The sequence below is a fragment of the Aquincola tertiaricarbonis genome (assembly GCF_023573145.1).
Taxonomy (GTDB): Bacteria; Pseudomonadota; Gammaproteobacteria; order Burkholderiales; family Burkholderiaceae_C; genus Aquincola; species Aquincola tertiaricarbonis_B.
In genome coordinates, this window is sequence record NZ_CP097636.1 from 2566402 (window position 1) to 2588904 (window position 22503).

Genomic DNA, 22503 nt, shown 5'->3' on the forward strand with positions numbered 1-22503 from the left:
TTTGGAAACTCTACACCTTGTGACGCTTCACACGCTTGGGGTAAACGCCGAAGCGCACCCAAAACGCTTTGACTACAGTCCAAACCGCTTTGGCAAGCCCGCCAGGCACTCCACCTACCGCGCCTCATGCCCGCCGCGGCATGCAAATGACAGAGTCATCACCTATGAGACAAGTGATTTTCAGCCTGGCCGCTGTCGCCGCCGCCACCATGGCCGTCTGTGCTTCTGCCGCCCCGGTCGACTTCACCGGCTACCTGCGTACCGGCGCCGGCTCGAGCAGCCAGAACGGCAAGGAAGTCTGTTTCCGCATGCCCGGCTCCATCGTCTGGTTCCGCCTGGGCAACGAGTGCGACACCTACGCGGCACTGTCGTTCGGCGCCACGCTGGGCCAGGTGGACGGCACCACCTTCAAGACCAAGTTCACCACCGCCTACGGCACGCAGCAGATGGCGAACTGGGAACAGACCACCCCCGCCTTCCGCGAGGCCTATGTCGAGGCCGTGGACATCGGCGCCTCCACCGGCTGGTCGGCGCTGAAGGGCGCCACGCTGTGGGCCGGCAAGCGGTTCTACAAGAACCCCGACATCCACATGCTGGACTACACCTACTGGGAACCGGCGGCCGCCCCGGGCTTCGGCATCGACGGCGTCAAGACGCCGTTCGGCAAGTTCGCCTATGCCTACCTGCGCGCCGGCGACTTCGCAGGCTACGGCATCGACAAGACCAACACCGCCTACAACCCGCAGCTGATCGACGGCGGCTCGCGCACCGCCACCTCGCACGACCTGCGCCTGGAAGACATCGAGACCAACCCCGGCGGCAAGGTCACGCTGGGTGCCAACATCATCATCAACGGCAACCGCGGCGGCAGCTCCACCTACTACGAAGACAGCTGGCAGACCATCAACATCAACGGCGTGCCCACCACCGTCCTGGTGCGTGAGCAGAAGACCAGCAGCAACAAGGGCAAGGACGGCTTCGGCTTCACCGTCACGCACCGCCAGACCGACTTCCTGGGCCTGGGCGGCTTCCATGACCTGGGCTTCCAGTACGCCAAGAACGCCGCCGCGCTCAAGGGCTTCGGCATCGCCGCCCTGCCCGTCGAACGCGACGAATGGCTGCTGTTCAACCACTGGGTGATCGAGCCCAAGAACCTGCCCTACACCGCCACCGTCACCGCCGGCTACCGCCACCTCGATCAGGCGGGCTCGCCGGCCCAGAAGGACTTCTGGCTGGGCGCCCGACCGGCCTACCACATCAACAACGTGTGGAGCCTGGTGTCCGAAGTGGGCTACCAGCAGGTCAACGTGGCGGGCGAAGATGCCCGCAAGCTGGCCAAGGTGACGCTGGGCACCCAGTTCTCGATGGGCCGCAGCGTCTGGGCGCGCCCGTCGATCCGCTTCTACGCCACCTACGCCAAGTGGAACGATGCAGCCGCCGCCGCCGGCTCGGTGGCCTGCACCGGCCGCGACTGCAACACCCCCGTTGACGCCTTCAGCGACAAGCGCCACGGTGTGGGCTACGGCGTGCAGGTCGAAACCTGGTTCTGACCTTCCACGGCCACCCCTGAACGCGCCGGGGACCTCTCAGCTCCCGGCGCATCGATGTCGTTTCTTTTCTACCGAGTCCCTGGAGACAGCATGAGCTTGATGCGCCCCACCGCCCCCCATCGCACTGCCGGTCACGCCGCCCGCGGCGTGCGCCTGGCTGCCGTTGCCGCCGCCCTGGCCGCCGCCGGTGCCGCCCAGGCGCAAACCACCGTCAGCATGTGGGTGCACGCCGGCCCCGGCCCGGAGCGTGATGCCTACGCCGCCTCCATCAAGGCCTTCAACGAGGCCAACAAGGACATCAAGGTCGACCTAGTGGCCCTGCCCGAAGGCAGCTACAGCGACCAGGTGAACGCCGCCGCATTGGCCAAGAAGCTGCCCTGCGTGCTCGATTTCGACGGCCCCAACGTCTACAACTACGCCTGGACCAAGAAGATCGTGCCGCTGGACGCCTACGCGCCGCTGCAGGCCATCAAGGGCCAGATGCTGCCCACCCTGGTGCGCCAGGGTACCTACAACGGCAAGCTGTACAGCGTCGGCCAGTTCGACTCGGGCCTGGCCATCTGGGGCAACAAGAAGACGCTCACGGCCGCCGGCATCCGCATTCCCAAGGGCGTGGACGACGCCTGGACGCTGGCCGAATTCGAAGACGCGCTGAAGAAGCTCAAGGCCGCGGGCGTGCCCTTCCCGCTGGACATGAAGTTCAACTACGGCATCGGTGAATGGGTGTCGTACGGCTTCGCGCCGCTGCTGCAGAGCTTCGGCGGCGACCTCATCGACCGCAAGACCTACAAGACCGCCAAGGGCGTGCTCAACGGCCCCGCCTCGGTCAAGGCCGCGCAGACGCTGCAGGGCTGGATCAAGGCCGGCTACGTCAACCCCGCCGCCAAGAACGACGGCGACTTTGCCGCCGGCAAGTCGGCGCTGTCGTGGGTGGGCCACTGGGTCTACAACGACTACAAGAAGGCCCTGGGCGACGACCTGGTGCTGCTGCCCATGCCCAAGCTGGGCGCCAAGGCCGCCACCGGCGCCGGCTCGTGGAACTTCGGCATCTCGGCCGACTGCAAGGCGCCCGACGCGGCGGCCAAGGTGCTGGCCCACCTGATGAGCAAGAACGAGATCCTGCGCGTGACCGACGGCAACGGCGCGGTGCCCGGCACCACCGAAGCCCAGTCCGCCAGCAAGAACTACGCGGCCGGCGGCCCGCTGCGCCTGTACGTCGACCAGCTCAACAAGGGCGTGGCCGTGGTGCGACCTGAAACCCCGGCCTATCCCGCCATCTCCAGCGCCTTCGCCGAGGCGATGAACAACATCTTCGGCGGTGCCGACGCCCAGAAGGAGCTGGACAAGGCGGCCAAGAAGATCGACCAGACCATCGAGGACAACAAGGGCTACCCGAGCCGCTGAGGCCGGAGGCAGACACATGAGCACCGCGATCCAGATCCCACAACCCAAGCCGAGCGCTGCAACGCCCGGCGCCTGGCTCTTCGCGGCGCCAGGTGTCGTCCTGCTGTTCCTCTTCCTCGGCCTGCCCTTCCTGATGGCCTTCGTGCTGTCGTTCACCGACCAGCGCCTCGTCACCAACGAGGAGCTGGGCACCGACTTCGTCGGCCTGCGCAACTACCTGCGGCTGTTCGAGGACGATTCCTTCTGGGCCGCGCTGAAGAACAACTTCCTGTTCGTGGCCGTGGTGGCACCGCTGCAGTCGGCCTTCGCGCTGCTGCTGGCGGTGATGGTGAACAAGCCGCTGAAGGGCTCGCGCATCTTCCGCACCGTGTACTTCATGCCGGTGGCCACCACCATGGCCGTCGTGGCCGTGGTGTGGTCGCTGATGTACAACCCCGACGGCGGCGTCATCAACCGCTTCGTCTCGGCCCTCAGCTTCGGCATGCTGGGCCCCTACGACTGGCTGCGCGACCCCACGCTGGTAATGTACGCGGTCATCGCGCTGTCCATCTGGCAGGGCGTGGGCTTCCAGATGCTGGTGTTCCTGGCCGGCCTGCAGTCCATCCCCGAAGACCTGTACGAGGCCGCCAAGCTCGACGGCGCCACGCCGGGCCAGCAGTTCTTCTGGATCACGCTGCCGCTGCTGAAGAACACCACCATCTTCGTGGTGGTCACCACCACCATCTACGCCTTTCAGCTGTTCACCCAGGTGCAGATCATCGCCAGCAGCGGCACCGCCGCGCCGATCGATTCGTTCCGCACGGTGGTGATGCTGATGGTCACCGAAGGCTTCAAGAACGGAAAGATCGGCTACGCCTCGGCCCTGGCCGTCGTGTTCTTCGCCATCGTGCTTGCGCTGTCGATGCTGCAGCGTGCCCTCGTCAAGGAAGAAAGCGCCGTCGCATGAGCCGCCCAGCCCCTTCCCAAGCCCGCCAGAACCTGCTGGCCAAGCTCGGCCAGTACGCACTGCATGCCGTGCTGTGCGCGTTCTTCCTGTTCCCGCTGCTGTTCATGTTCGTCTCGGCCTTCAAGAGCGACGAGGCACAGCTGCTGCGCGACATGAACAGCCTGGCCGCCTTCCTGCCGCAGGGCCAGCTGTCGCTGGACAACTTCCGCGAGGTGTTCACCGGCTCCAACTTCCTGCGGGCCTTCTTCAACTCGCTGTTCACCGTCAGCCTGACCGTGGTGCTCGGCATCATCGTCAACAGCATGCTGGCCTATGCGCTGGCCCGCTTCCGCTTCGCGGGGCGGCAGCTGCTGCTGTCCATCGTGGTGGCGCTGATCATCATCCCGTTCGAGGCCATCGCGGTGCCGCTGCTGCTGCTGGCCAACCAGCTGCCCTGGTTCAGCGGCGAGCTGGGCTGGCTGGACAGCTACCGGGTGCAGATCATCCCGTTCATCGCCAACGCGTTCTCGGTCTACCTCTTCTACCAGTTCTTCATCGCCTTGCCCAAGGACCTGGAAGAAGCGGCGCTGATGGATGGCGCGGGCCGGCTGCGCATCTACTGGAGCATCGTGATGCCGCTGTCCAAGCCGGTCATCGCCACCGTCGCGGTGCTGCAGTTCCTGGCCCGCTGGGGCGACCTGCTGTGGCCCATCATGGTGGTGCGCGGCGACACCTACGCCACGCTGCCGTTGGCGATGCAGACCTTCTTCGGCCAGTTCCCGCGGCAGTGGGGTGACGTGATGGCATTTGCCGCCATGGCCACGCTGCCCACGCTGCTGGTGTTCCTGATCTTCCAACGCTGGTTCGTGCGCAGCGCGATCTCCAGCGGCGTCAAAGGCTAACGAGACAACGACATGGCCAGCGTTTCACTCAAGAAAATCCACAAGACCTACGCCGGCGGCGTGCACGTCATCAAGGGCATCGACCTGGAAATCGCCGATGGCGAGTTCATGGTGTTCGTCGGCCCCTCGGGCTGCGGCAAGAGCACGATGATGCGCATGATCGCCGGGCTGGAAGACATCACCGACGGCGAGCTGCGCATCGGCGACCGGCTGGCCAACGACCTGCCGCCGGTCGACCGCAAGGTGGCGATGGTGTTCCAGAGCTATGCGCTCTACCCGCACATGACGGTGGGCGAAAACATGGGCTTCGGTCTCAAGATCAACGGCGCCTCGCGCGACGAGGTCAAGGCCGCGGTGGGCCGCGCCGCCGAGGTGCTGCAGATCACCCACCTGCTGGACCGCAAGCCCAAGGCCTTGTCGGGCGGCCAGCGCCAGCGTGTGGCCATCGGCCGCGCCATCGTGCGCAAGCCGGGCGTGTTCCTGTTCGACGAGCCGCTGTCCAACCTGGACGCCGGCCTGCGCGTGCAGATGCGGGTGGAGCTGGCCAAGCTGCACAAGGAACTGGGCACCACGATGATCTACGTGACCCACGACCAGACCGAGGCCATGACGCTGGGCAACCGCATCGCGGTGTTCAACGGTGGCCACATCGAGCAGGTGGGCCCGCCGATGCACCTGTACCAGCAGCCGGCCAACACCTTCGTCGCGGCTTTCCTGGGCTCGCCCAAGATGAACCTGCTGCCCTGCGAGGTCAGCTCGCCCAGCGGCCAGGAACTGCTGGTCCGCCTCAGCGACCGGGCCTCGTTCAACACCCCGCGCAGCGATGCGGCGCGTTATGCCGGCCAGCCGCGCCGCATGACGGTGGGCGTGCGGCCCGAGTCGCTCGCGGTGGCCACGCAGGGCAACGGCATCGCGGCCGAGGTGGTGCTGGTGGAACGCCTGGGTGACGTGCAGGTGGTGCATGCCCGCGTGGCCGGCACCGAGGCGGTGGTCACCGTCAAGCTGCCCGAAACCGGCCAGGCGCTGGCGTCCGGCCAGTCGGTGGTGCTGCGCCCCGAGCCCGGCAGCTGCTACCTGTTTGACGAGGACGGCAAGGCCGCCTGAGCAACCGGCGGGGGGTTTGCGACAATCACACGTCCTCACCCCCGATCCCGGAATCCGTATCTCCGTGCCGACCGATCTGAAGCAGTTGTCGGCCCGACTCGGCCTGTCGGCCACCACGGTCAGCCGTGCCCTCAACGGCTACGACGACGTGAGTGCCAAGACGCGCGAGCGGGTCGAACAGATGGCCCGAGAGCTGGGCTACCAGCCCAACCGAACCGCCCGTCGACTGGCCCGTGGCCGCGCCGATGCCGTGGGCCTGGTGTATCCGCTGGACGCCGGTGATCTGGGCGACCCACGTTTCCTCGAAGTCATCGAAGGTCTGTCCGACCGGCTCGAAGCCGACGACATGGACCTGCTGCTGGCCTCGGCCCGCGAACGCACCGAGCTGCGCACCTACCAGCGGCTGATCAGCGGCGGCCGGGTGGACGGCGTCATCGTCGCGCGCACCCGGGTGGTCGACGAACGCATCGACTACCTGCAGCGCGTGGGCGTGCCCCTGGTGGCCTACGGCCGCACCGCACAGCCTGACGGCTTCGCCTGGTTCGACTTCGACAACGAGGCCGGCATGGTGCTGGCCGTGCAGCAGATGGTGGCCCTCGGCCACCGCCGCATCGGTTACCTGCATGCACCGCTCAGCCTGTGCTTCGCCGCGCAGCGGCAGGCCGGCTTCCAGCGGGCGATGCAGGCCGCCGGGTTGGCGGTGGACCCGGCGCTGGTGGTCGAAGGCGGGCTCTCGCACCGCACCGGCCATGCGGCCGCCCAGCGGCTGCTGGCCGGCCCCACCCGGCCCAGCGCGCTCATCGTCGACAACAACCTGTGCGGCATGGGCGCGGTACGCGCCCTGCTGGACGCGGGCGTGGCCATCGGGCGCGAGCTGTCGGTCATCGTCTACGACGGCGTGCCCGATGACGTGCTGCGCGCCGGCATGCGCATCGCCGCCATTGGCCAGCCCACCGCCTACCGGGCCGGCGAGACCATGGCCGAGATGCTGCTGGCCCTGATGCGCGGCGAGCCCCTGCCCGACCGCCACCGGTTGCTGCAGCCGGTGTTCGAGCCCGGCAACTCCATCGGCCCACCGGCGGCAGGCTAGGCCTGCTCGGCCCCGCCGCGGGCCGACTGGCGCGCCTGGTCGCCGATGCGGCTCATCACCGCCGCCGCCTGCTGCCGCGGCGTGCCGCCCACCGGCCCTTCCGGCGGCGGGGCCGCGTCGGCTTCGGCGGCCGGCAGCACCGACTCCGGCACCAGCGCCGGCACCAGCGCCGCCGGCGGCGACAACAAGGCCACCAGCACCAGGCCCAGCAGGCCGGCCACCGCCGCGGCCAGCAGCGGGGCCGTCCAAGCGGCGCGGGTGGCTGCGGCCAGCAGTTCGGCACGCGGCACGGTCGCCACCAGGTACAGGTTCAGCTCAGGCACGTAGCTGGCCGCCAGCACCCGGCTGCCGCCATCGGCCGGCTCCACCGTGTAGCTGAACTCGTCGTGGCTGGTGAGCAGCCGACCCAGCGCCTCGATGCCGAAGCCCGGCAGGTCGCCCAGATGGTGGCGGCCGTCGGCCATCAACGGGTCGCGGTGCAGCACGATGAGGCCATCGGGCTGCACCAGCATCAGCAGTCCGGTCTGGCCCACCCGCCGGCTGGCCACCTGCTCGGCCAGCGCGCCCGCTGCCACGCCCATGCCCGCCAGGCCCACATGGCCGGCACCGGCATCAAAACGGGCCAGCACCGACAGGCGCCAGCCCTCGCCCAGCGGATCGGGGCTCAGCGCCATCGCGTACGGCCGGCCGCTGGTGAGAAAGCGCCCGAACCAGCCGTCCTGCGGCCCCAGCGGCCGCTGCGGGCCGAGCTCGGTGAGGTAGCGGCCCTGCGTCTGCGACACCCAATAGACCTGCTGCGCCCGATGCCGGGCCTTGAGCCGTGCGGCATAAGCCTGGAAGGCCGCCAGGCCGTCGGCCGGCTGGCCGGCCCGCTCCCAGGTCAGCAGGAAGTGGTTGTCGGCCATGTCCAGCGAGGCCCCCAGTGGCTCGCCCACCTGGCGCTGCAGTTCGCTGCGCACGCTGCCCAGCACCGCGGGCAGTTCGTCGCTGACCACCCGTGCCTCGAAGGCTTCGCGCGTGAGCCACAGGCCGCTGGCCACCGACACGGCGACGAACACCGCCAGGCACAACCCCAGGCCGGCCAGGAGCTTGTGCTGGAGCGACCAGCGGGAAGGGGCGGTGAGCCTCATGGCGGCGCGCGCGGGCAGTGGACAACGCAGGGTTATCGTCGCTCGCGGGCCAAAGTTGACCCGTGCAGCCGGACACCGCATGCCACCTCTCCGCCTTCTTGCGCTCACGCGCCGCCATCCGTCGGCCATCCTGCTCGTCACCCAGCTGCTGGCGCTGCTGCTCTACCCCTTCCTGCAGGACCTGCACGCGGCACCGGTGGCGCTGGGCACGCTGGGCATCGTCATCCTGGCCATCACCACCGGCATGGTGCGGCGCACGCCGGGGCTGGTGTGGGTGAGCGTGGGCATCGCGCTGCCCGCCATCGCGCTGCTGGTGCTGGAAACCGCCTGGGGGCTGCCGCAGCTGCGCCCCTGGTCGGCCGGGCTGGAGGCGGCCTTCTATTTCTACGCGGCCGGCAGCCTGATCGCCTACATGACACGCGACCTGCGGGCCACCACCGACGAGCTGTTCGCCGCCGGCGCCACCTTCACGCTGCTGGCCTGGGGCTTCGCCTACCTGTTCGTGATGCTGCAGGCGCTGCAGCCCGGCAGCTTCACCGCGGCGGTAAATCCGCAGCAGCCGCGCACCTGGACTGAGCTGATCTTCCTGAGCTTCGCGCTGCTGTCCAGCACCGGCATCGGCGACGTGGTGCCGGTGCGGCCGGTGGCCCGCGCGCTGGCGGCCATCGAGATGTTCGTCGGCGTGATGTACCTGGCCACCGTGGTGTCTCGCCTGGTCGGATTGACCGTCCCCAGGCGGTAAGTCGAACCGGGGGCGGCCGCTGCGTTTCTGTTACAAGCGCCGGCTCAATCCTGGCGACGCGGGGCCGATAGGTCCGGTTCACAGGCATCCCGGTTCCGGCATCGCCGGCCGGCCTGGCCAGCGCCCAAGGCGGCGGCCAGGCGCCACCTAGCAGTAAAGGTTTGGATGTACCGCTCGTTCCCCGTCAGCGCTGGCGCGCCGGCCACCCACGCCCCATCGCAGCCCGGCCCCGCGGCATGAGGGCCGCCGTGCCGCCGTCCGCAGGCGTCGACCGTGCCCCGAGGGCCGCGTGGCAGGCCGCCCTGCGGGGTGCCGTGCTGGCGGTCGCCTGCCTGGCCAGCACGCTGGCCGCCGCCGAAGGCCAGCCCGGCACTTCCATAGCCACGTCGGTGGCGAGCCGCCCCGCGCCCGCCCAGGCCGCCGCACAGCCGGCCGCCATCGCGCAGCGCATCATGGTGCTGGAACGCCAGGGCCGGGCCCGTCCGCAGGAAACCGCCGCCGAGGTGGACGCCGAGATCACCCGGGTGGCGCCCTTCAGCGCCGCACACCGCGAGCTGCTGACCGTGCAGGGCCTGATGCTGGCCGAGGCCGCCGACGGCGCCGCTGCCGAGCGCAGCGCGCTGGCGCTGGACGACTGGCACCTGCACCCCGGTGCGCAGGAAGCCGGCCTGGCCGCCGGTGCCGCGCTGCTGATCCGCGCCACCTTTGCCGCCCACGGCGGGCACGACCTCAAGCGCGCCGACGCCCTGGTGCAGGAGGCGCTGGGCCGGCTGCCGCCCGAGGTCAGCGACCTGGACCGCTACCGCTTTGTCATGGTGCACGGCTACATCAAGGACCGCGCCGGCCAGCTGGAGGAAGCCGTGCGCCTGCACCACCAGGCGCTGGCGCTGGCCGACCAGCTGGGCACGCCCTGGCGGCGCGCCGAGGCCCGCACCGCGCTGGCCTACAGCTACTTCGGCGCGCGCCAGCTGGAGCGGGCGCGCCAGCTCAGCGACGAGGCCCTGGCGCTGGCCAGCGAAGCCACCGACTGGGTGGGCCTGGGCCGTGCGCACAACACCGCCGGCATCGTGCTGGACGGCCTGGGCGACCAGGACGGCCAGCGCTTCCACTTCGAGCAGGCCATCGCCTGCGCGGTGCGTGCCGGCAGCAAGCGCGACGAGGCCCGCTACCTGGCCAACATGGCCGACTTCTACCTGAAGAAGGGCGAGTTCCGCACGGCGCTGCTGCATGCGCAGCGGGCGCTGCCGCTGGCCCGTGAACTGCGCGACCCCGACAGCGAGCTGGTGGCGCTGGCCAACATCGGCTTCGCGCACATCTCGATGCAGCACCTGCCGCTGGGCAAGCGCTTCGTGGCCCAGGCCATCGCCATCGACGAGGACCGCGGCGCACTGGCCGGTGCCGCCAGCACCTGGCTGGAACTGGGCGGCTACCTGGAACAGGCCGGCGACCTGCGCGGCGCGGTGGCGGCCTATCACAAGCACCGCAAGCTGATGGCCGGCGTGCTGCGCGCCGACGAGCAGAAGGCCATCCTGGCGATGCAGGAGCAGTACGACGCCGAGCAGCGCAACCGCTCGCTGGCGCTGCCGCAGCGTGAGCAGCAGATCAAGGCCGAGCAGCTGCACCGCCGCGACCTGCAGCAGCTGCTGTGGGCGCTGGCCGGTGGCGTGAGCCTGCTGTCCTTCGGCGTCATCGTGGCGCTGCTGCGGCGGGTGCGGCAGGCCAACCGGCTGCTGTCGGCCAGCAACCAGGTGCTGCGCCAGCATGGCGAGCGCGACCCCCTCACCGGCCTGGCCAACCGCCGGGCCTTCCAGGACGAGATGAAACGGCGGGCCGCCGACGGCATGCTGTGCGGCACCGTCTACCTGATCGACGTCGACCACTTCAAGCAGATCAACGACCACCATGGCCATGCGGTGGGCGACGCGGTGCTGGTGGAGGTGGCCCAGCGCCTGCGCGCCACGCTGCGCGAGGACGACCTGATCGTGCGCTGGGGCGGCGAGGAATTCCTGGTGCTGGTGCAGGCCATGGCCGGCGACCACGTGGATGCGCTGGCCGGCCGCATGCTGGCCGCGCTCGAAGGCACGCCGGTGGCGGTGCAGTCGCGCCAGGTGGCGGTCACCGCCTCCATCGGCTTTGCCACCTTCCCCATCGGGCCGGCCTCGCTGCCGGTGCCGTGGGAGCGGGCCGTCAACCTGGTGGACACCGCCATGTACCTGGCCAAGGCCCATGGCCGCAACCGCGCCTACGGCGTGCGCCTGCGGCAGGCCGCCAACGACGAGTCGCTGCAGGCCATCACCGGTGCGCTGGAAGCCGCCGCGCAGGATGGCCGGGTGGCGCTGACGCTGTTGCGCACCGAAGGCCAGGCCAAGCCGGTGGAGGTCGCAGCATGAGGCAGCTGCTGCCCACGCTGGCGCGGGCGCTGCGGCGCATCGTCGCCGCCACGTCGGTGCTGCCCCTGCTGTTGCCCCTGCTGGCCGCGGCCGTGCCGGCGGGGCCGGCAGAGCCGCCCGCGGTGCAGGCGCTGGCCGAGCGGCTGGACGCGCTCCAGCGCAGCGGCTACGAACATCCGGCGCAGGCCCTGGCCACGCTGGGCCAGCTGCGTGAACGCACCCAGGACCCGGAGTCGATGCGACGGGTGCTGCTGGCCATCGGCAGCATCCACGCCCAGGCCGGCAATGCGCTGCAGGCCGGCGCGGTGGCCGAGGCGCTGCTGGACCTCTCGCGCGACAACCCGCAGCTGCGCGCCAATGCCAGCTCCAACCTGGTGCGGGCGCTGGTGGCCGAGAACGCGGGCCAGACGGCGGTGGCCGCGGCGCTGGCGCAATCGGCCCTGGACGCCTTCGAGGCCGACTGCCCGCCCAAGCGCACCCCCGCCCGCAGCGCCCTGCCCTGCGACTACCGGTCGGCCTGGCAGGCCCACCAGATCCTGCAGCGCCGCGCGGTGGGCCAGGGCGTGCCCGCGGCCGAGGCGGTGCAGGCACGCGCCGCGCTGGCCCTGGCGGAGGCCTTTCACGACCCGCGCCGCCAGGCGGCCAACCTGGCCACGCTGGCCTTGCTGGCCGAAGCCCGCGGTGACGGCGACGAGGCCCGGCACCTGATCGGCCAGGCGCGGCGGCTGGTGCACCCGCTGGACGACCTGACCGAGCTGGCCCGCCTGACCGACACCGAAGCCCGCATGGCCGACCTGCGCGGCGACCCGCGTGCCGGCCTGCACTTCCACGAGCTGGCGCAGCAGCAGGCGGCGCGCGCCAATGCACCGCGGCTGGAAGGCCGCATGCTCACCAACCTGAGCGACGCCTACGTGCGTGCCGGCCGGCCGGCGGCGGCGCTGGCCGCCGCCGAGAAGGGCCTGACCATCGTGCGCGAGCGCAACGACCTGCGGGCCGAACGCGTGCTCATCAACAACGCGGGGCTGGCCAAGATCGGCCTGGGCCGCCTGGCCGAAGGCAAGGAAGACCTGGCCCGCCTGCTGCGGCTGTGGGAGGAAAGCGGCGACACCGGCCGCCAGGTGGGCACGCTCACCGAATACGGCGAAGCCCTGGCCGCCGCAGGCGATGCCCGCAGCGCGCTGGAGCTGTTCCACCGCGAGCGGGCGCTGAGCGCCGAGCTGATGCGGATCAACCGCAACGTGGCGCTCAAGGAACTGCAGGGCCGCAACGAGGCCGAGGCCCGGCAGCGCGACATCGAGCTGCTGGCCCGCGACAACGCGCTGAAGACCGAGGCACTGGCCAACCGGGCACTGCTGCAACGCTTCGGCTGGGTGCTGGCGCTGGCGATGCTGGCCGCCACCGCCGCCGCGCTGCTGCTGTACCGCCGCGTGCGGGCCACCCACCGCGAGCTGGCGGCCAGCCAGGTGCAGCTGCAGGCGCTGAGCGAGCGCGACCCGCTGACCCAGCTGTCCAACCGCCGGCACCTGCAGGCCGAAATGGCACGGCTGACGCAGCCGGACGGTGCCTTCCACGGCGGGCTGCTGCTGGTGGACGTAGACCATTTCAAGCGCATCAACGACGAAGCCGGCCATGCCGCGGGCGACGAGGTGCTGGTGGAGGTGGCGCGCCGCCTGCACGCCGCGGTCACACCCGACGACCTGGTGGTGCGCTGGGGCGGCGAAGAATTCCTGGTGGTGCTGCCGGGCGCCGATGCGGCCCGCACCGCGCGCCTGGCGCAGCGGCTGCTGCGGGCGGTGGCGGGCGAGCCGGTGCAGGCCGGCGGCCACAGCCTGCGGGTGACGGCCTCGATCGGCCATGGCGTGTTCCCGCTGACGCAGACCGCCCGGCCGCTGCGTTATGAGCAGGCGCTGAACCTGGTGGACCGGGCGCTCTACGACGCCAAGCACGAAGGCCGCAACCGCGCGATCGGCCTGCAGGCGGCCTGACCGGGTCAGCTTCCCGCGCCGCGCCCGCGGGCCAGCACGGCCGCCACGCCGGCGCGCAGGCGGGCGAAGTCGATCGGCTTGGTCCAGTAGGCCTGGGCACCAGCGCGGGTGGCGGCCTCCACTTCCTGCGGCATCGCGCTGGCCGACAGCGCGATGACCGGCAGCGCCGCGGTGCGCGGGTCGGCGGCCAGCCGCTGCAGCACCTCCAGCCCGTGCATGTCGGGCAGTTGCATGTCCAGCAGCACCAGGTCGGGCTGCAGCTCGGCGGCGCTTTGCAGGCCCTCGTGGCCGCTGCCGCTCACCACCACACGCACCTGGCTGTGCTGCTGGAAGTAGGTTTCCACCAGCATCGCATTGACCGGGTTGTCCTCGATGTAGAGCACGGTGCCGCTCAGCGTGTCGGCGGCTTCGCTGCCGGCCAGCGGCAGCGGCGCGAAGGCGCTCGATTCGGCGGCACCCTCGGGCGGCACATAGGGCAGCGAGACGGTGACAGTGGTGCCCTGGCCTTCGCGGCTGTCGAACTGCAGCTCGCCGCCCAGCAGCTCCACCAGCCGCTTGGTGATGAACAGGCCAATGCCCGTGCCCTCGATGGCGGAGCGCTCGCGCCCCAGCCGGTTGAAGGCCTGGAACAGCCCTTCCAGCTGCTGCGGCGACATGCCCAGGCCGGTGTCCTCCACCTGCAGCAGCACGCGGCCGCCTTCGCACCAGGCATCGGCCCGCACCCGGCCGCCGGGGCGGTTGTACTTGATGGCGTTGCTCACCAGGTTCATCAGCACCTGGCGCAGCCGCACGGGGTCGGTGCGGGTGAGCAGCGGCGCGGCCGCGGCGGCGGCCAGCGACAGCCGCACCTGCTGGCGTCGCGCCAGCGGCTCGCTGAGCTGCACCACGCTGGCCAGCTTGGCCATCACGTCCACGTCGGACAGTTCCACCGTCAGCTCGCCCGCCTCGATGCGCGAGACGTCCATCAGGTCGTCGATCAGCTCGGTGAGCTGGCGCGCCGCGGCCAGCACATGGCCCAGCTGCTCGCCGGCCTCTTCGTCGCCCCGCTCGGTGGCGCGCGCATGCTGCAGCTGTGCAAAACCCAGCACCGCATTGAGCGGCGTGCGCAGCTCATGGCTGACGTGCGAGAGAAAGCGCGTCTTGGCCCGGTTGGCCGCCTGCGCGCTGGCCAGCGCCGCGCGCGAGGCCTTGTGCCGGTCCAGCGAAACGCCGAAGGACAGCTCGCGCGCCAGCTCGCCCAGCAGGCCCACCAGCTCATCGTCGAAGGCCACGCCGCGGGCGGCGCACAGCGTGAGCACGCCGATGCGCTCGTCGTCCACGGTGATAGGCACCGCCGCCATCGGCGCCTCGTCGGCGGGCGCGTCGATGGCGGCCTGCCCCGACTGCAGCGCGCGCTGGGTGAGCGCCGCGTCGCGGGCGGCCCAGCCCGGATGGCGGTCGGCCGCCGGGCGGCCGCGCCGCAGGGCGCTGCTGATGACCCGCAGCCCCACCGGCTCGCGCAGCGTCACCCAGGCGCGTTCGGCCAGGCCCGAGGCCATGCAGGCGCGGCACACCTCGTCGAACAAGGCCTCGGTGCCCACCTGCCGGGCGATGGCCTGGCCGGTGGCCGACAAGGCCTCGTAGAAGCGGCGCAGCCGCACGGCGCGCTGTTCGCTGGCCTCCAGCTCGCCGGTGCGCAGCGCATTGCGCTCGATCAGCCGGTTGATCTCGGCCGCCACCTCGCCGAACTGGCCGGGCAGGCTGGCATCGGCCTGCACCTCGGTCTCGCCGGCCTGCAGGCGGCGCGCGGTGTCGGCAATGCTGCGCAAGGCCGCGGTGAGCCGCCGCGCGGCGAGGAAGGCCGCCGCCAGCCCCAGGCTGATGACCAGGCTGGCCGCCAGCACACCGCGCCACAGGTCCATGTCGGCACGCGCATACACGTCGGCCACCGGCATGCCGGCCAGCGCGTCCAGCCCGTGCTTGCCCACGGGGGCGGAAGCGAAGGCGCGGCGCTGGCCGTCCACCCCGTTGGCCACCACCATGCGGCTGTCGCCGCCCAGGGTCACCATGTCCAGCGGCATCGGCACCGGGCGGCCCATCCAGCGCTCAGGGTCGGGCAGGCGCGTGATCAGCAGGCTGCGGTCCTTGACCAATGCCACGGTGCTGCCGGGGCCGCCCAGCTCGGCCTGCAGCGCGGTGTTGAGCCCCTGCATGTCCATCACCGCCACCACCAGGCCCACCTTGCGGCCTTCGGCGCTGCGCACCGGCAGCGTCAGGTAGGTGACCATGCGGCCGCTGACCGGGCCGCGCCGCGGCTCGCTGAGCAGAAAGCCCTCGGCCGCCATGCCGCCGCGGAACCACGGGATGTCGGCGAACGAGGGCCGCGGCACCACCGGCTGCGCCGAGCACACGTGGCTGCCGTCCTGGCGAAAAAAGCCGATGTTGGTGTAGGCGGCGCCGGCGCCCACCACGCCGCGCACCAGGTTCTCGCACGACTCCACGTCCAGCGTGCGGATGCTCTGCCGCGTGGCCAGGAAGGTGAGCAGGTGCTCGGCATGGTCGATCTGGTCGCGCGCATGCTCGGCCACGTCGGCGGCGCGCTGGCGCAGCAGCTGCAGCGCGCGCCGTTCGGCGTCGCTGCGGGCTTCCAGGATGCTCACCGCCTGCAGCGCCACCAGCGGCACCGCCACCGCGGCGACGATCAGCAGCAGTCGCGACAGCAGGTAGTCAGGCCGCCGACGCAGGCGCCTGGGAGAAGCAGCGGTGGATAGGCCCATCGAACAGCGTGATCGGACTTCAGGCATTGGCCCAGCAATGGCAAGCACGGTGCCGCCGCCGGCAGTACACCACGCACCGGTGGTGCCGCGCCATCCAACTTGCCACGGGGTTCAGCGTGGCGGCTGATCCAGGTCAATCAGGCCCGCCAGCGGCACGCCGGCCAGCAGCGGCGGCAGCGCGTAGTCGGCCACCAGCCAGGCGCGCCGCGCCCCCAGCGCGGCGTCAGCCAGCAGCTGCGCCAGGCAGCGGCTGGAAGGCGCATCCAGCGCGGCAAAGGGGTTGTCCAGCAGCGTGAGATCGGCGCCGCTGGCGCCGGCGGCCACCAGGCCCAGCTTGCGCCGGCTGCCGGTGGACAGCATCTCCAGCCGCTTGCCCAGGTGCTCGGCCAGCGCAAAGCCCTGGATCAGCTGCTGCGCGGTGGCGTCGTCCCAGCCGGGGTGGCGGGCGCGGCGTGCATCCAGCCAGGCCTGGGCCAGGCTGCCATCGTCGGCGGGGTCGGTGGGGTCGTCGGCGTACAGGCGGTCGGGCCGCCGCAGCACCTGGCCGGCGGTGGGCGCCAGCGTGCCGGCCACCAGGCGCAGCAGCGTGGTCTTGCCGCTGCCGTCGCCGCCCTGCAGCAGCGTCAGGCCGGGCGGCAGGCGCAGCTGCAGGCCGGCCAGCAGCGGCGGGCCGCCGCCCTCGAAGGCAAAGCCGAGGTCACGGGCTTCGAACACGGGGGTCATGGTGTCGGGCGTCGGGTTCAAGTGTCGTCAGGAGGCGTCCAGCCGCAGCTGGCGGCGGCTGACGAAACGGCGGGTCTGGCCGCTCAGCGGGTCGGTGAAGCTGATCTCGCGCGCCAGCAGCTGCAGCGGCCGGCGGTAGTCGGGCGGGGCGTCCGGCGGCGGCTCGGGCCAGTGCCGCGGGTAGATGCGGTCGCCGAGGATGGGCACGCCCAGCGACTGCATGTGCACCCGCAACTGGTGCCGGCGGCCGGTGTGGGGCTGCAGCCGGTAGTGGGCGATCTCGGTGGTCCGGGCGGCTTCTTCGTCGTGCAGCGCGCCAGGCGGTGGCGGGCCCAGGCGCTGGATCAGCTCGACGCGGCTGTGGGCATTGGGCTCGCCGGGCAGCTCCAGCATCTGCATGAAGGCGTCGCCGGGGCTTTCCTCCAGCCGGGTGGACACCTCGGCCGGCAGCGGCTGCCGCGGCGGCCAGGGCGCCAGCGCCTCGTACACCTTGTGCGCGCGCCGGTCGCGCAGCACCGCCTGGTAGGCGTTGCGCACCTCGGGCTTGACGATGTACAGCAGCACGCCGGCGGTCTCGCGGTCCAGCCGGTGCATGGGCACCAAGGTGTCGATGCCCAAGAGGCGCTTGAGCCGCACGGTGACGGTTTCCTGCAGGTAGCGGCCGCTGGGCGACACCGCCAGAAAGTGCGGCTTGTCGATGGCCAGCAGGTGCTCGTCCTGGTGCAGCACCTCGATCTCGAACGGCACCCGCGGCTCGGGCGGCAGCTGGCGCCAGTACCAGTAGACGGCGCCGTGCCGGCACGCCTCGTCGGCCTGCAGCGGCCGGCCTTCGAGCGTGAGCACGTCGCCGCGGGCCAGCCGCTCGGGCCAGTCGGCCACGGCCGGCAGCCGCGCCTGCAGAAAGGCCAGCACCGTGGGCCAGGGCCCGCCGCTCACCGCCACCCGGCTGGGGCTGACGCCGTCGCGCATCGGCGGCGCCCAGGCCACGCGGGGGCGCGTCATACACCCGTGGCCGCGGCCTGCAGCCGCAGCGCGCGCGCCAGGCGCCAGGCTTCGTCGGCCTGCGCGGGGTCGTACACCTGGGCGGGGCCGGTGGCGGTGGGCTGCAGCCGGGTGTCCAGCGCGATGCGGTTGTCGAACACGAAGCACTCGCCCTGCCAGTCGCGCTCGGCATCGGGCAGCGCCTCAAAGTAGCCGAGGATGCCGCCGCGCAGCTGCAGCACCTGCAGGCCCAGGCTGCGCAGCCAGGGCGCGGTCTTGTCGCAGCGGATGCCGCCGGTGCAGTACATGGCCACCGGCCGGCCTTCGGCGCGCCAGGCGGGCGCCTGCGCCGCCACCCAGGCGCGCAAGTCGCGGAAATTGGGCACCTGCGGATCGACGGCGCCGCGGAAGCGGCCCAGCCGCCATTCGAAGTGGTTGCGGTTGTCCAGCACCACCGCCCGGCCCTCATCGAGCAGCGCGCGCCACTGGGCGGGGCTGAGGTGGGAGTCGTCTTCTTCGTCAGGCGGCGGCAGGGCCTCGGCCCCGGGCAGGCCCAGCGCCACCAGCTCGGGCTTGACGTTGACCTTGAGCCGCGCATAAGGCGCGGTGCGGCCGTGGCTGTGCTTGAACACCAGGCCGCGCAGCGCGCCACCGAAGGCGGGGCTGGCGACCAGCGCGGCTTCGAAGGCCTGCACCGCGGCCGGCGTGCCGGCGACGGCGCCGCTCAGGCCCTCCGGCGCCAGCGTGATGGCGCCGGTCACGCCCTGCGCCAGGCCGCGCACGGCCTGCGCCGCCGCCGCGGCATCGGCCAGCGGCGTGAAGCGGTAGAAGCTGCTGTGCAGCCAGGAAGAAGCGCCGGCCATGGGAACGGCCGGCGCGCAGCGGTCGAGGGACATGCCGCCATTTTGGCCGCTGCCCGCAGGGCGCCGCCCGGCGCCCCGATGCCTACTTCAAGGTCACCGGCACCGGCCGCGTCAGCAGGTCGACGTACAGCTCGAAGAAGCGGGCGTTGTCGAAGCGGGTCACCACCGTCATCTTCTGCAGCGCCACGCCGGCCGGCGGTGTGTCGTAGCCCACCGAGCGGCCGTTCTCGGGGTCGCCGTTGCGGGCGATCACGTCGACGTATTCCTCACGCGTCTGCGTGGCGTAGCCCGGGTCCAGCAGGTAGGCCAGCACCAGCGTGTCCCAGATGTTCTGGGTGTATTCGGGGTTGTTCTCGAAGCCGTTGTTGCCGCTGAAGCCATAGCCGTTGAGCTGCTGGAACAGCCGGGTGATGGCGGTCGGCTGGGCCGCATGCGCGATGCGGTCGTAGATGGGCTTGGTCAGCAGCACGGTGTCGGTCACGTCCAGCGGCACCACCACCTGTTTGATCGGCAGCCGCACCACCTGCTGCGCGGCATCGGGGTCGAACCACCAGTTGAACTCGGCCGTGCGCGTGGTGTTGCCCGCCACGTGCACCGCACCGCCCATGTAGATGATCTGCTTGATCAGCGGCACGATCTCCGGGTTGCGCTGCACCGCCTTGGCGATGTTGGTCAGCGGGCCGATGGCCAGGATGGTGACTTCGCGCGGGTTGGCCTTGACGGTGTCGACGATGAAGTCCACCGCGCTCTTGGCCTGCACCTGGGTGCTGGTGGCAAAGCCGTCGGGCGGCGCCACCAGGTCGGCATCGCTCTGCGGCTGCGGGCTGCTCCAGGCGCCCAGGTAGCCGTCGCCACCGGCGCCGGCCGCCTGCTCGGCCTGCACCGCGGCGTAGTCGTGGTTGAGCGGCATGTTCTCGCCGGCGTACACCGGGATCCTGGCGCCGGCGCCCATGCGCTCCATGCTCTTGAGTGCATCGGCCACCCCCTGGCGCAGCCACTGGTTGCCCGACACCACGCTGATGCCCAGCACCTGGATGCGGCCCTGCGCCTGCAGCTGCGCCGCCATCACGCCCAGCTGGCCGTCGTCGCTCATGGTGTTGTAGTCGCTGTCGATGATGACTTTCATCGGTCCATCATCGCTGTCGTTGCCGCAGCCGGCCAGCAAGGCGGCGCACAGCGCCAGCACCCATCCCAGTTTCATGTCCGTCTCCTCATCGTGTGGGGGATGCGGATCAGTCTAGGCTTCGCAAACGTTTGCGCAAACGTTTGCGGCTCATGGATTCCCCGCGATGGTGCAACGGGCTGTATCGCCATCGGCGATGTTGGCGCGAGGGATCAGCGCGGCGTCGGGCGGAACGGCCGGCTGAAGAAGCGCGAGCCGGCGAGCCCGTAGCGCCACGGCAGGTCCACCGCCTTGCTGATGCCGATGCGCGGGCCGGTGACCACGTCCACCGGCCCCTCGGCCGGCCGCAACTCGAAGGGCGGCGCATCCAGCGGCAGGCCATCGAGCGCGCGGGTGATGCCCAGCGCCTGGCCCACGCGGCCCGGGCCCGCGCACAGCAGCCGGTCGTCCAGCGGGCTGCCGCGCCGCGCGCGCATGCGGTCCAGCCCGAACAAGGGCTCGATCGCGCGGATGAGCACGCCCGCGCCATGGCCCGCCTCACGGCAGACGAAGTTCATGCACCAGTGGATGCCGTACGAGCGGTAGACGTACACATAGGCGGGTGGCCCGAACATCGAGGCATTGCGCGGCCGCGGCCCCCCATGGCTGTGCGAGGCCGGGTCCTCGCGGTCATAGGCCTCGGTCTCCACGATGCGGCCGCCCACGCCATCGACCAGCACCAGCACGCCGATGAGGGCCCGCGCCACCTGCGGCGCATCGGTGGCGAAATCGACGCCGGCGAGCGTCGCCGTCATGCGGCCTGCCCTTGCGGCGCCCGCAGCAGATCGAGGAAGCGCTGCGCCGACGGGCTGAGCGCCCGCCCCTGCCGCACGATGGTGCTGAAGGGCTCGAGCTGCTGCACGATCTTCACCGGCAGGATGGCCACCATGCCGTGGCTGGCATAGGGCCGCGCCACCGAGGTGGGCATCACCGCCACCGCATCGGTCTCGGTCAGCAGGCTGGTGGTGGTCATGATGGAGGCGGTCTCCACCCGGTTGCGTGGCGCGTCGATGCCCTGCAGCCGGAACTCGCGCTCCAGCACCTCGCGCATCGGGCTGTTTCGCGGCTGCAGCACCCAGGGCTGGTCGGCCAGGTCGGCCAGTGCCAGCCGGCGCTTGCCCGCCAGCGGATGCTGCGGCCCCACCACCACCGACAGCGGCTCGGTGTCCAGCAGCTCGCAGCGATAGTCCTCGTGCGCATAGCCCTCCACCAGGCGGCCGATCACGATGTCCAGCTCGCCGCGCTCCAGCTGCTCCATCAGGCGGTCGCTGGTTTCCACCGCGATCACCAGCTCCAGCCCGGGCTGCTCGCGCTTCATGCGCGCCACCGCCTGCGTCAACCAGGCGGGCGACGAGGCCAGGATGCTGCCCACCGACAGCCGCCCGGCGCCGCCGCGCTGCAGCGCTTCCAGCGCGCGGGCCAGCGCCTCGATGGAGCCGTGCAGGCCGTCGAAGTGGCCGTACACCGTGTGCCCGGCGGCGGTGGGCCGCAGACCGCGGCCTTCACGCTCGAACAGGCGGCAGCCCAGCGTGGCCTCCAGCTCGTGCAGCATCTTGGTGGCGGCCGGCTGCGTCATGCCCAGCTGGCTGGCGGCCGCGCCCAGCGTGCCGTGCTGGCGCAGCGCCAGCAGCAGCGCCACTTGCCGCAGGCGCAGGCGGTTGAGCAGCTGCGCACCGGTGAGGCCTTCGGCCATGCATATCCTCCGGCTATGGAAGCATCAAGAGCTTTCAATATACCGTTATGAATGGCAGGCCTAGCATCCGGCCCGTTGCAGTGCTGAAGAGAAAAAACGGAGACACCCGATGCAGCAGTACCCCACCGCTTGGCGCCGCGCCGCCCTGGCCCCCTTCCTCGCGCTCTGTGCCACCGCACTGCCGCTGGCCGCCAGCGCCCAGACCGACTGGCCCACCCGGCCGCTGCGCATGCTGGTGGGCTCGTCACCCGGTGGCGGTACCGATGCCATGGCCCGCGCCGTGGCCGACAAGCTGGGCCCCGCCCTCAAGGTCACGGTGGTGGTGGAGAACAAGCCGGGGGCCTCCAACACCATGGCGGCCGATGCCACCGCCAAGGCCACCGACGGCCACACCATGGTGATGGGCGTGTCCACCGCCCATGCCATCGCGCCCTACCTGCTGAAGCTGCCCTACGACAACCAGCGCGACCTGGTGCCGGTGGCCATGGTAGGGGCCGTGCCCAACGTGCTGGTGGTCAACAACAACCTGGGTGTCAACACCGTGGCCGAACTGGTGGCCCTGGCCAAGAAGAAGCCCGGCGCCCTCAACTTCGCCAGCAGCGGCGCCGGCAGCACCCAGCACATCGCGGCCGAGCTGTTCAAGGAATCGACCGGCGCCTTCATCACCCACATTCCCTACCGCGGCAGCGGCCCGGCGCTGGTGGACCTGATGGCCGGCCAGGTGCAGATGAGCTTCGACACCCTGGCCTCGGTGCTGCCGCACATCAAGGCCGGCAAGGTGAAGGCGCTGGCCGTGACCAGCAAGGCCCGCAACCCGCAGCTGCCGCAGGTGCCCACCATGGCCGAGGCCGGCGTCAAGGGCGTGGAGATGAGCGCCTGGTACGGCGTGTACCTGCCGGCCGCCGCGCCCAAGGCGGTGCAGGACAAGCTGCACGACGAGGTGAACAAGGTGCTGGATCTGCCCGAGACCCGGCAGCGCCTGGCCCAGATCGGCGCCGACGTGACGCCGATGACGCAGGCGCAGTTCGCCGCCTTCCACGACGCCGAGAACCAGCGTTATGCCGAGTTGGTGAAGAAGCGCGGCATCCGTATCGACTGACGGC

Annotated in this window: 18 protein-coding genes; 10 read left to right on the forward strand and 8 right to left on the reverse strand. The window is 71.1% G+C overall.

The window, feature by feature from the left end; all coding sequences use genetic code 11:
* Positions 1-164 precede the first annotated feature (164 nt).
* From MW290_RS26180 to MW290_RS26205, 6 genes are all read left to right on the forward strand, one after another.
* Positions 165-1550 carry a maltoporin gene (locus MW290_RS26180; RefSeq protein ID WP_250197275.1) on the forward strand — a complete coding sequence of 462 codons (1386 nt, stop codon included), beginning with the start codon at positions 165-167 and terminating at the stop codon, positions 1548-1550.
* A 90-nt stretch (positions 1551-1640) separates the two neighbouring features.
* The gene (locus MW290_RS26185; protein ID WP_250197276.1) at positions 1641-2954 is read left to right on the forward strand and encodes an ABC transporter substrate-binding protein; all 1314 of its coding nucleotides are present in this window, start codon (positions 1641-1643) and stop codon (positions 2952-2954) included.
* Positions 2955-2970: 16 nt separating this feature from the next.
* Entirely contained in the window at positions 2971-3900 is a 930-nt protein-coding gene (locus tag MW290_RS26190) for a carbohydrate ABC transporter permease (RefSeq protein WP_250197277.1), read from the forward strand.
* A complete protein-coding gene (locus tag MW290_RS26195) occupies positions 3897-4781 on the forward strand; it encodes a carbohydrate ABC transporter permease (protein ID WP_250197278.1) in 885 nt (294 codons plus the stop codon). The genes MW290_RS26190 and MW290_RS26195 overlap by 4 nt, the downstream gene beginning before the upstream one ends.
* Positions 4782-4793: 12 nt before the next feature.
* Complete coding sequence (locus MW290_RS26200; protein WP_250197279.1) at positions 4794-5885, forward strand: ABC transporter ATP-binding protein; 1092 nt, start codon at positions 4794-4796, stop codon at positions 5883-5885.
* Positions 5886-5949: 64 nt separating this feature from the next.
* The gene (locus MW290_RS26205) at positions 5950-6975 is read left to right on the forward strand and encodes a LacI family DNA-binding transcriptional regulator (RefSeq protein WP_250197281.1); all 1026 of its coding nucleotides are present in this window, start codon (positions 5950-5952) and stop codon (positions 6973-6975) included.
* On the opposite strand, the gene MW290_RS26210 is transcribed toward MW290_RS26205, so the two are convergent.
* Complete coding sequence (locus tag MW290_RS26210) at positions 6972-8105, reverse strand: cache domain-containing protein (protein ID WP_250200156.1); 1134 nt, start codon at positions 8103-8105, stop codon at positions 6972-6974. The two genes, MW290_RS26205 and MW290_RS26210, sit on opposite strands and share 4 nt — an antisense overlap.
* A 79-nt stretch (positions 8106-8184) precedes the next feature.
* Here MW290_RS26210 and MW290_RS26215 point away from each other — a divergent pair, with 79 nt between their 5' ends.
* The 3 genes from MW290_RS26215 (at position 8185) to MW290_RS26225 (ending at position 13222) form a co-directional block, all read left to right on the forward strand.
* Positions 8185-8847, forward strand: a complete 663-nt coding sequence (locus MW290_RS26215) for an ion channel (protein ID WP_250197282.1) — start codon at positions 8185-8187, stop codon at positions 8845-8847.
* A 248-nt stretch (positions 8848-9095) separates the two neighbouring features.
* Complete coding sequence (locus MW290_RS26220; RefSeq protein WP_250197283.1) at positions 9096-11237, forward strand: GGDEF domain-containing protein; 2142 nt, start codon at positions 9096-9098, stop codon at positions 11235-11237.
* Positions 11234-13222 (forward strand): GGDEF domain-containing protein, encoded by a 1989-nt coding sequence (locus MW290_RS26225; protein WP_250197284.1) that lies wholly within the window; start codon positions 11234-11236, stop codon positions 13220-13222. Before MW290_RS26220 ends, MW290_RS26225 begins: the two co-directional genes overlap by 4 nt.
* Positions 13223-13227: 5 nt before the next feature.
* Here MW290_RS26225 and MW290_RS26230 read toward each other — a convergent pair whose 3' ends face one another.
* From MW290_RS26230 to MW290_RS26260, 7 genes are all read right to left on the reverse strand, one after another.
* The gene (locus MW290_RS26230) at positions 13228-15978 is read right to left on the reverse strand and encodes a hybrid sensor histidine kinase/response regulator (protein ID WP_250197285.1); all 2751 of its coding nucleotides are present in this window, start codon (positions 15976-15978) and stop codon (positions 13228-13230) included.
* A gap of 111 nt (positions 15979-16089) precedes the next feature.
* A complete protein-coding gene (locus MW290_RS26235; RefSeq protein ID WP_250197286.1) occupies positions 16090-16692 on the reverse strand; it encodes an ABC transporter ATP-binding protein in 603 nt (200 codons plus the stop codon).
* 36 nt (positions 16693-16728) lie between these two features.
* Complete coding sequence (locus MW290_RS26240) at positions 16729-17703, reverse strand: pseudouridine synthase (RefSeq protein ID WP_250197287.1); 975 nt, start codon at positions 17701-17703, stop codon at positions 16729-16731.
* The gene (trhO, locus tag MW290_RS26245; protein WP_250197288.1) at positions 17700-18578 is read right to left on the reverse strand and encodes an oxygen-dependent tRNA uridine(34) hydroxylase TrhO; all 879 of its coding nucleotides are present in this window, start codon (positions 18576-18578) and stop codon (positions 17700-17702) included. The genes MW290_RS26240 and trhO overlap by 4 nt, the downstream gene beginning before the upstream one ends.
* Positions 18579-18627: 49 nt before the next feature.
* Positions 18628-19746 (reverse strand): nucleoside hydrolase, encoded by a 1119-nt coding sequence (locus MW290_RS26250; RefSeq protein ID WP_250197289.1) that lies wholly within the window; start codon positions 19744-19746, stop codon positions 18628-18630.
* 134 nt (positions 19747-19880) lie between these two features.
* The gene (locus MW290_RS26255; RefSeq protein ID WP_250197290.1) at positions 19881-20462 is read right to left on the reverse strand and encodes a DNA-3-methyladenine glycosylase; all 582 of its coding nucleotides are present in this window, start codon (positions 20460-20462) and stop codon (positions 19881-19883) included.
* Positions 20459-21400 (reverse strand): LysR family transcriptional regulator, encoded by a 942-nt coding sequence (locus tag MW290_RS26260; RefSeq protein ID WP_250197291.1) that lies wholly within the window; start codon positions 21398-21400, stop codon positions 20459-20461. Before MW290_RS26260 ends, MW290_RS26255 begins: the two co-directional genes overlap by 4 nt.
* Positions 21401-21509: 109 nt before the next feature.
* On the opposite strand from MW290_RS26260, the gene MW290_RS26265 reads away from it, so the two are divergent.
* Complete coding sequence (locus MW290_RS26265; RefSeq protein WP_250197292.1) at positions 21510-22499, forward strand: Bug family tripartite tricarboxylate transporter substrate binding protein; 990 nt, start codon at positions 21510-21512, stop codon at positions 22497-22499.
* Positions 22500-22503 lie beyond the last annotated feature (4 nt).

Bases quoted from the DNA above. Each gene is read 5' to 3' on its own strand.
- trhO (WP_250197288.1), bottom strand. From the start codon at position 18,578: ATGTCCCTCGACCGCTGCGCGCCGGCCGTTCCCATGGCCGGCGCTTCT.
- MW290_RS26185 (WP_250197276.1), top strand. From the start codon at position 1,641: ATGAGCTTGATGCGCCCCACCGCCCCCCATCGCACTGCCGGTCACGCC.
- MW290_RS26210 (WP_250200156.1), bottom strand. From the start codon at position 8,105: ATGAGGCTCACCGCCCCTTCCCGCTGGTCGCTCCAGCACAAGCTCCTG.
- MW290_RS26195 (WP_250197278.1), top strand. From the start codon at position 3,897: ATGAGCCGCCCAGCCCCTTCCCAAGCCCGCCAGAACCTGCTGGCCAAG.
- MW290_RS26250 (WP_250197289.1), bottom strand. From the start codon at position 19,746: ATGAAACTGGGATGGGTGCTGGCGCTGTGCGCCGCCTTGCTGGCCGGC.
- MW290_RS26260 (WP_250197291.1), bottom strand. From the start codon at position 21,400: ATGGCCGAAGGCCTCACCGGTGCGCAGCTGCTCAACCGCCTGCGCCTG.
- MW290_RS26190 (WP_250197277.1), top strand. From the start codon at position 2,971: ATGAGCACCGCGATCCAGATCCCACAACCCAAGCCGAGCGCTGCAACG.
- MW290_RS26255 (WP_250197290.1), bottom strand. From the start codon at position 20,462: ATGACGGCGACGCTCGCCGGCGTCGATTTCGCCACCGATGCGCCGCAG.
- MW290_RS26265 (WP_250197292.1), top strand. From the start codon at position 21,510: ATGCAGCAGTACCCCACCGCTTGGCGCCGCGCCGCCCTGGCCCCCTTC.
- MW290_RS26240 (WP_250197287.1), bottom strand. From the start codon at position 17,703: ATGACGCGCCCCCGCGTGGCCTGGGCGCCGCCGATGCGCGACGGCGTC.
- MW290_RS26230 (WP_250197285.1), bottom strand. From the start codon at position 15,978: ATGGGCCTATCCACCGCTGCTTCTCCCAGGCGCCTGCGTCGGCGGCCT.
- MW290_RS26215 (WP_250197282.1), top strand. From the start codon at position 8,185: ATGCCACCTCTCCGCCTTCTTGCGCTCACGCGCCGCCATCCGTCGGCC.
- MW290_RS26200 (WP_250197279.1), top strand. From the start codon at position 4,794: ATGGCCAGCGTTTCACTCAAGAAAATCCACAAGACCTACGCCGGCGGC.
- MW290_RS26180 (WP_250197275.1), top strand. From the start codon at position 165: ATGAGACAAGTGATTTTCAGCCTGGCCGCTGTCGCCGCCGCCACCATG.
- MW290_RS26225 (WP_250197284.1), top strand. From the start codon at position 11,234: ATGAGGCAGCTGCTGCCCACGCTGGCGCGGGCGCTGCGGCGCATCGTC.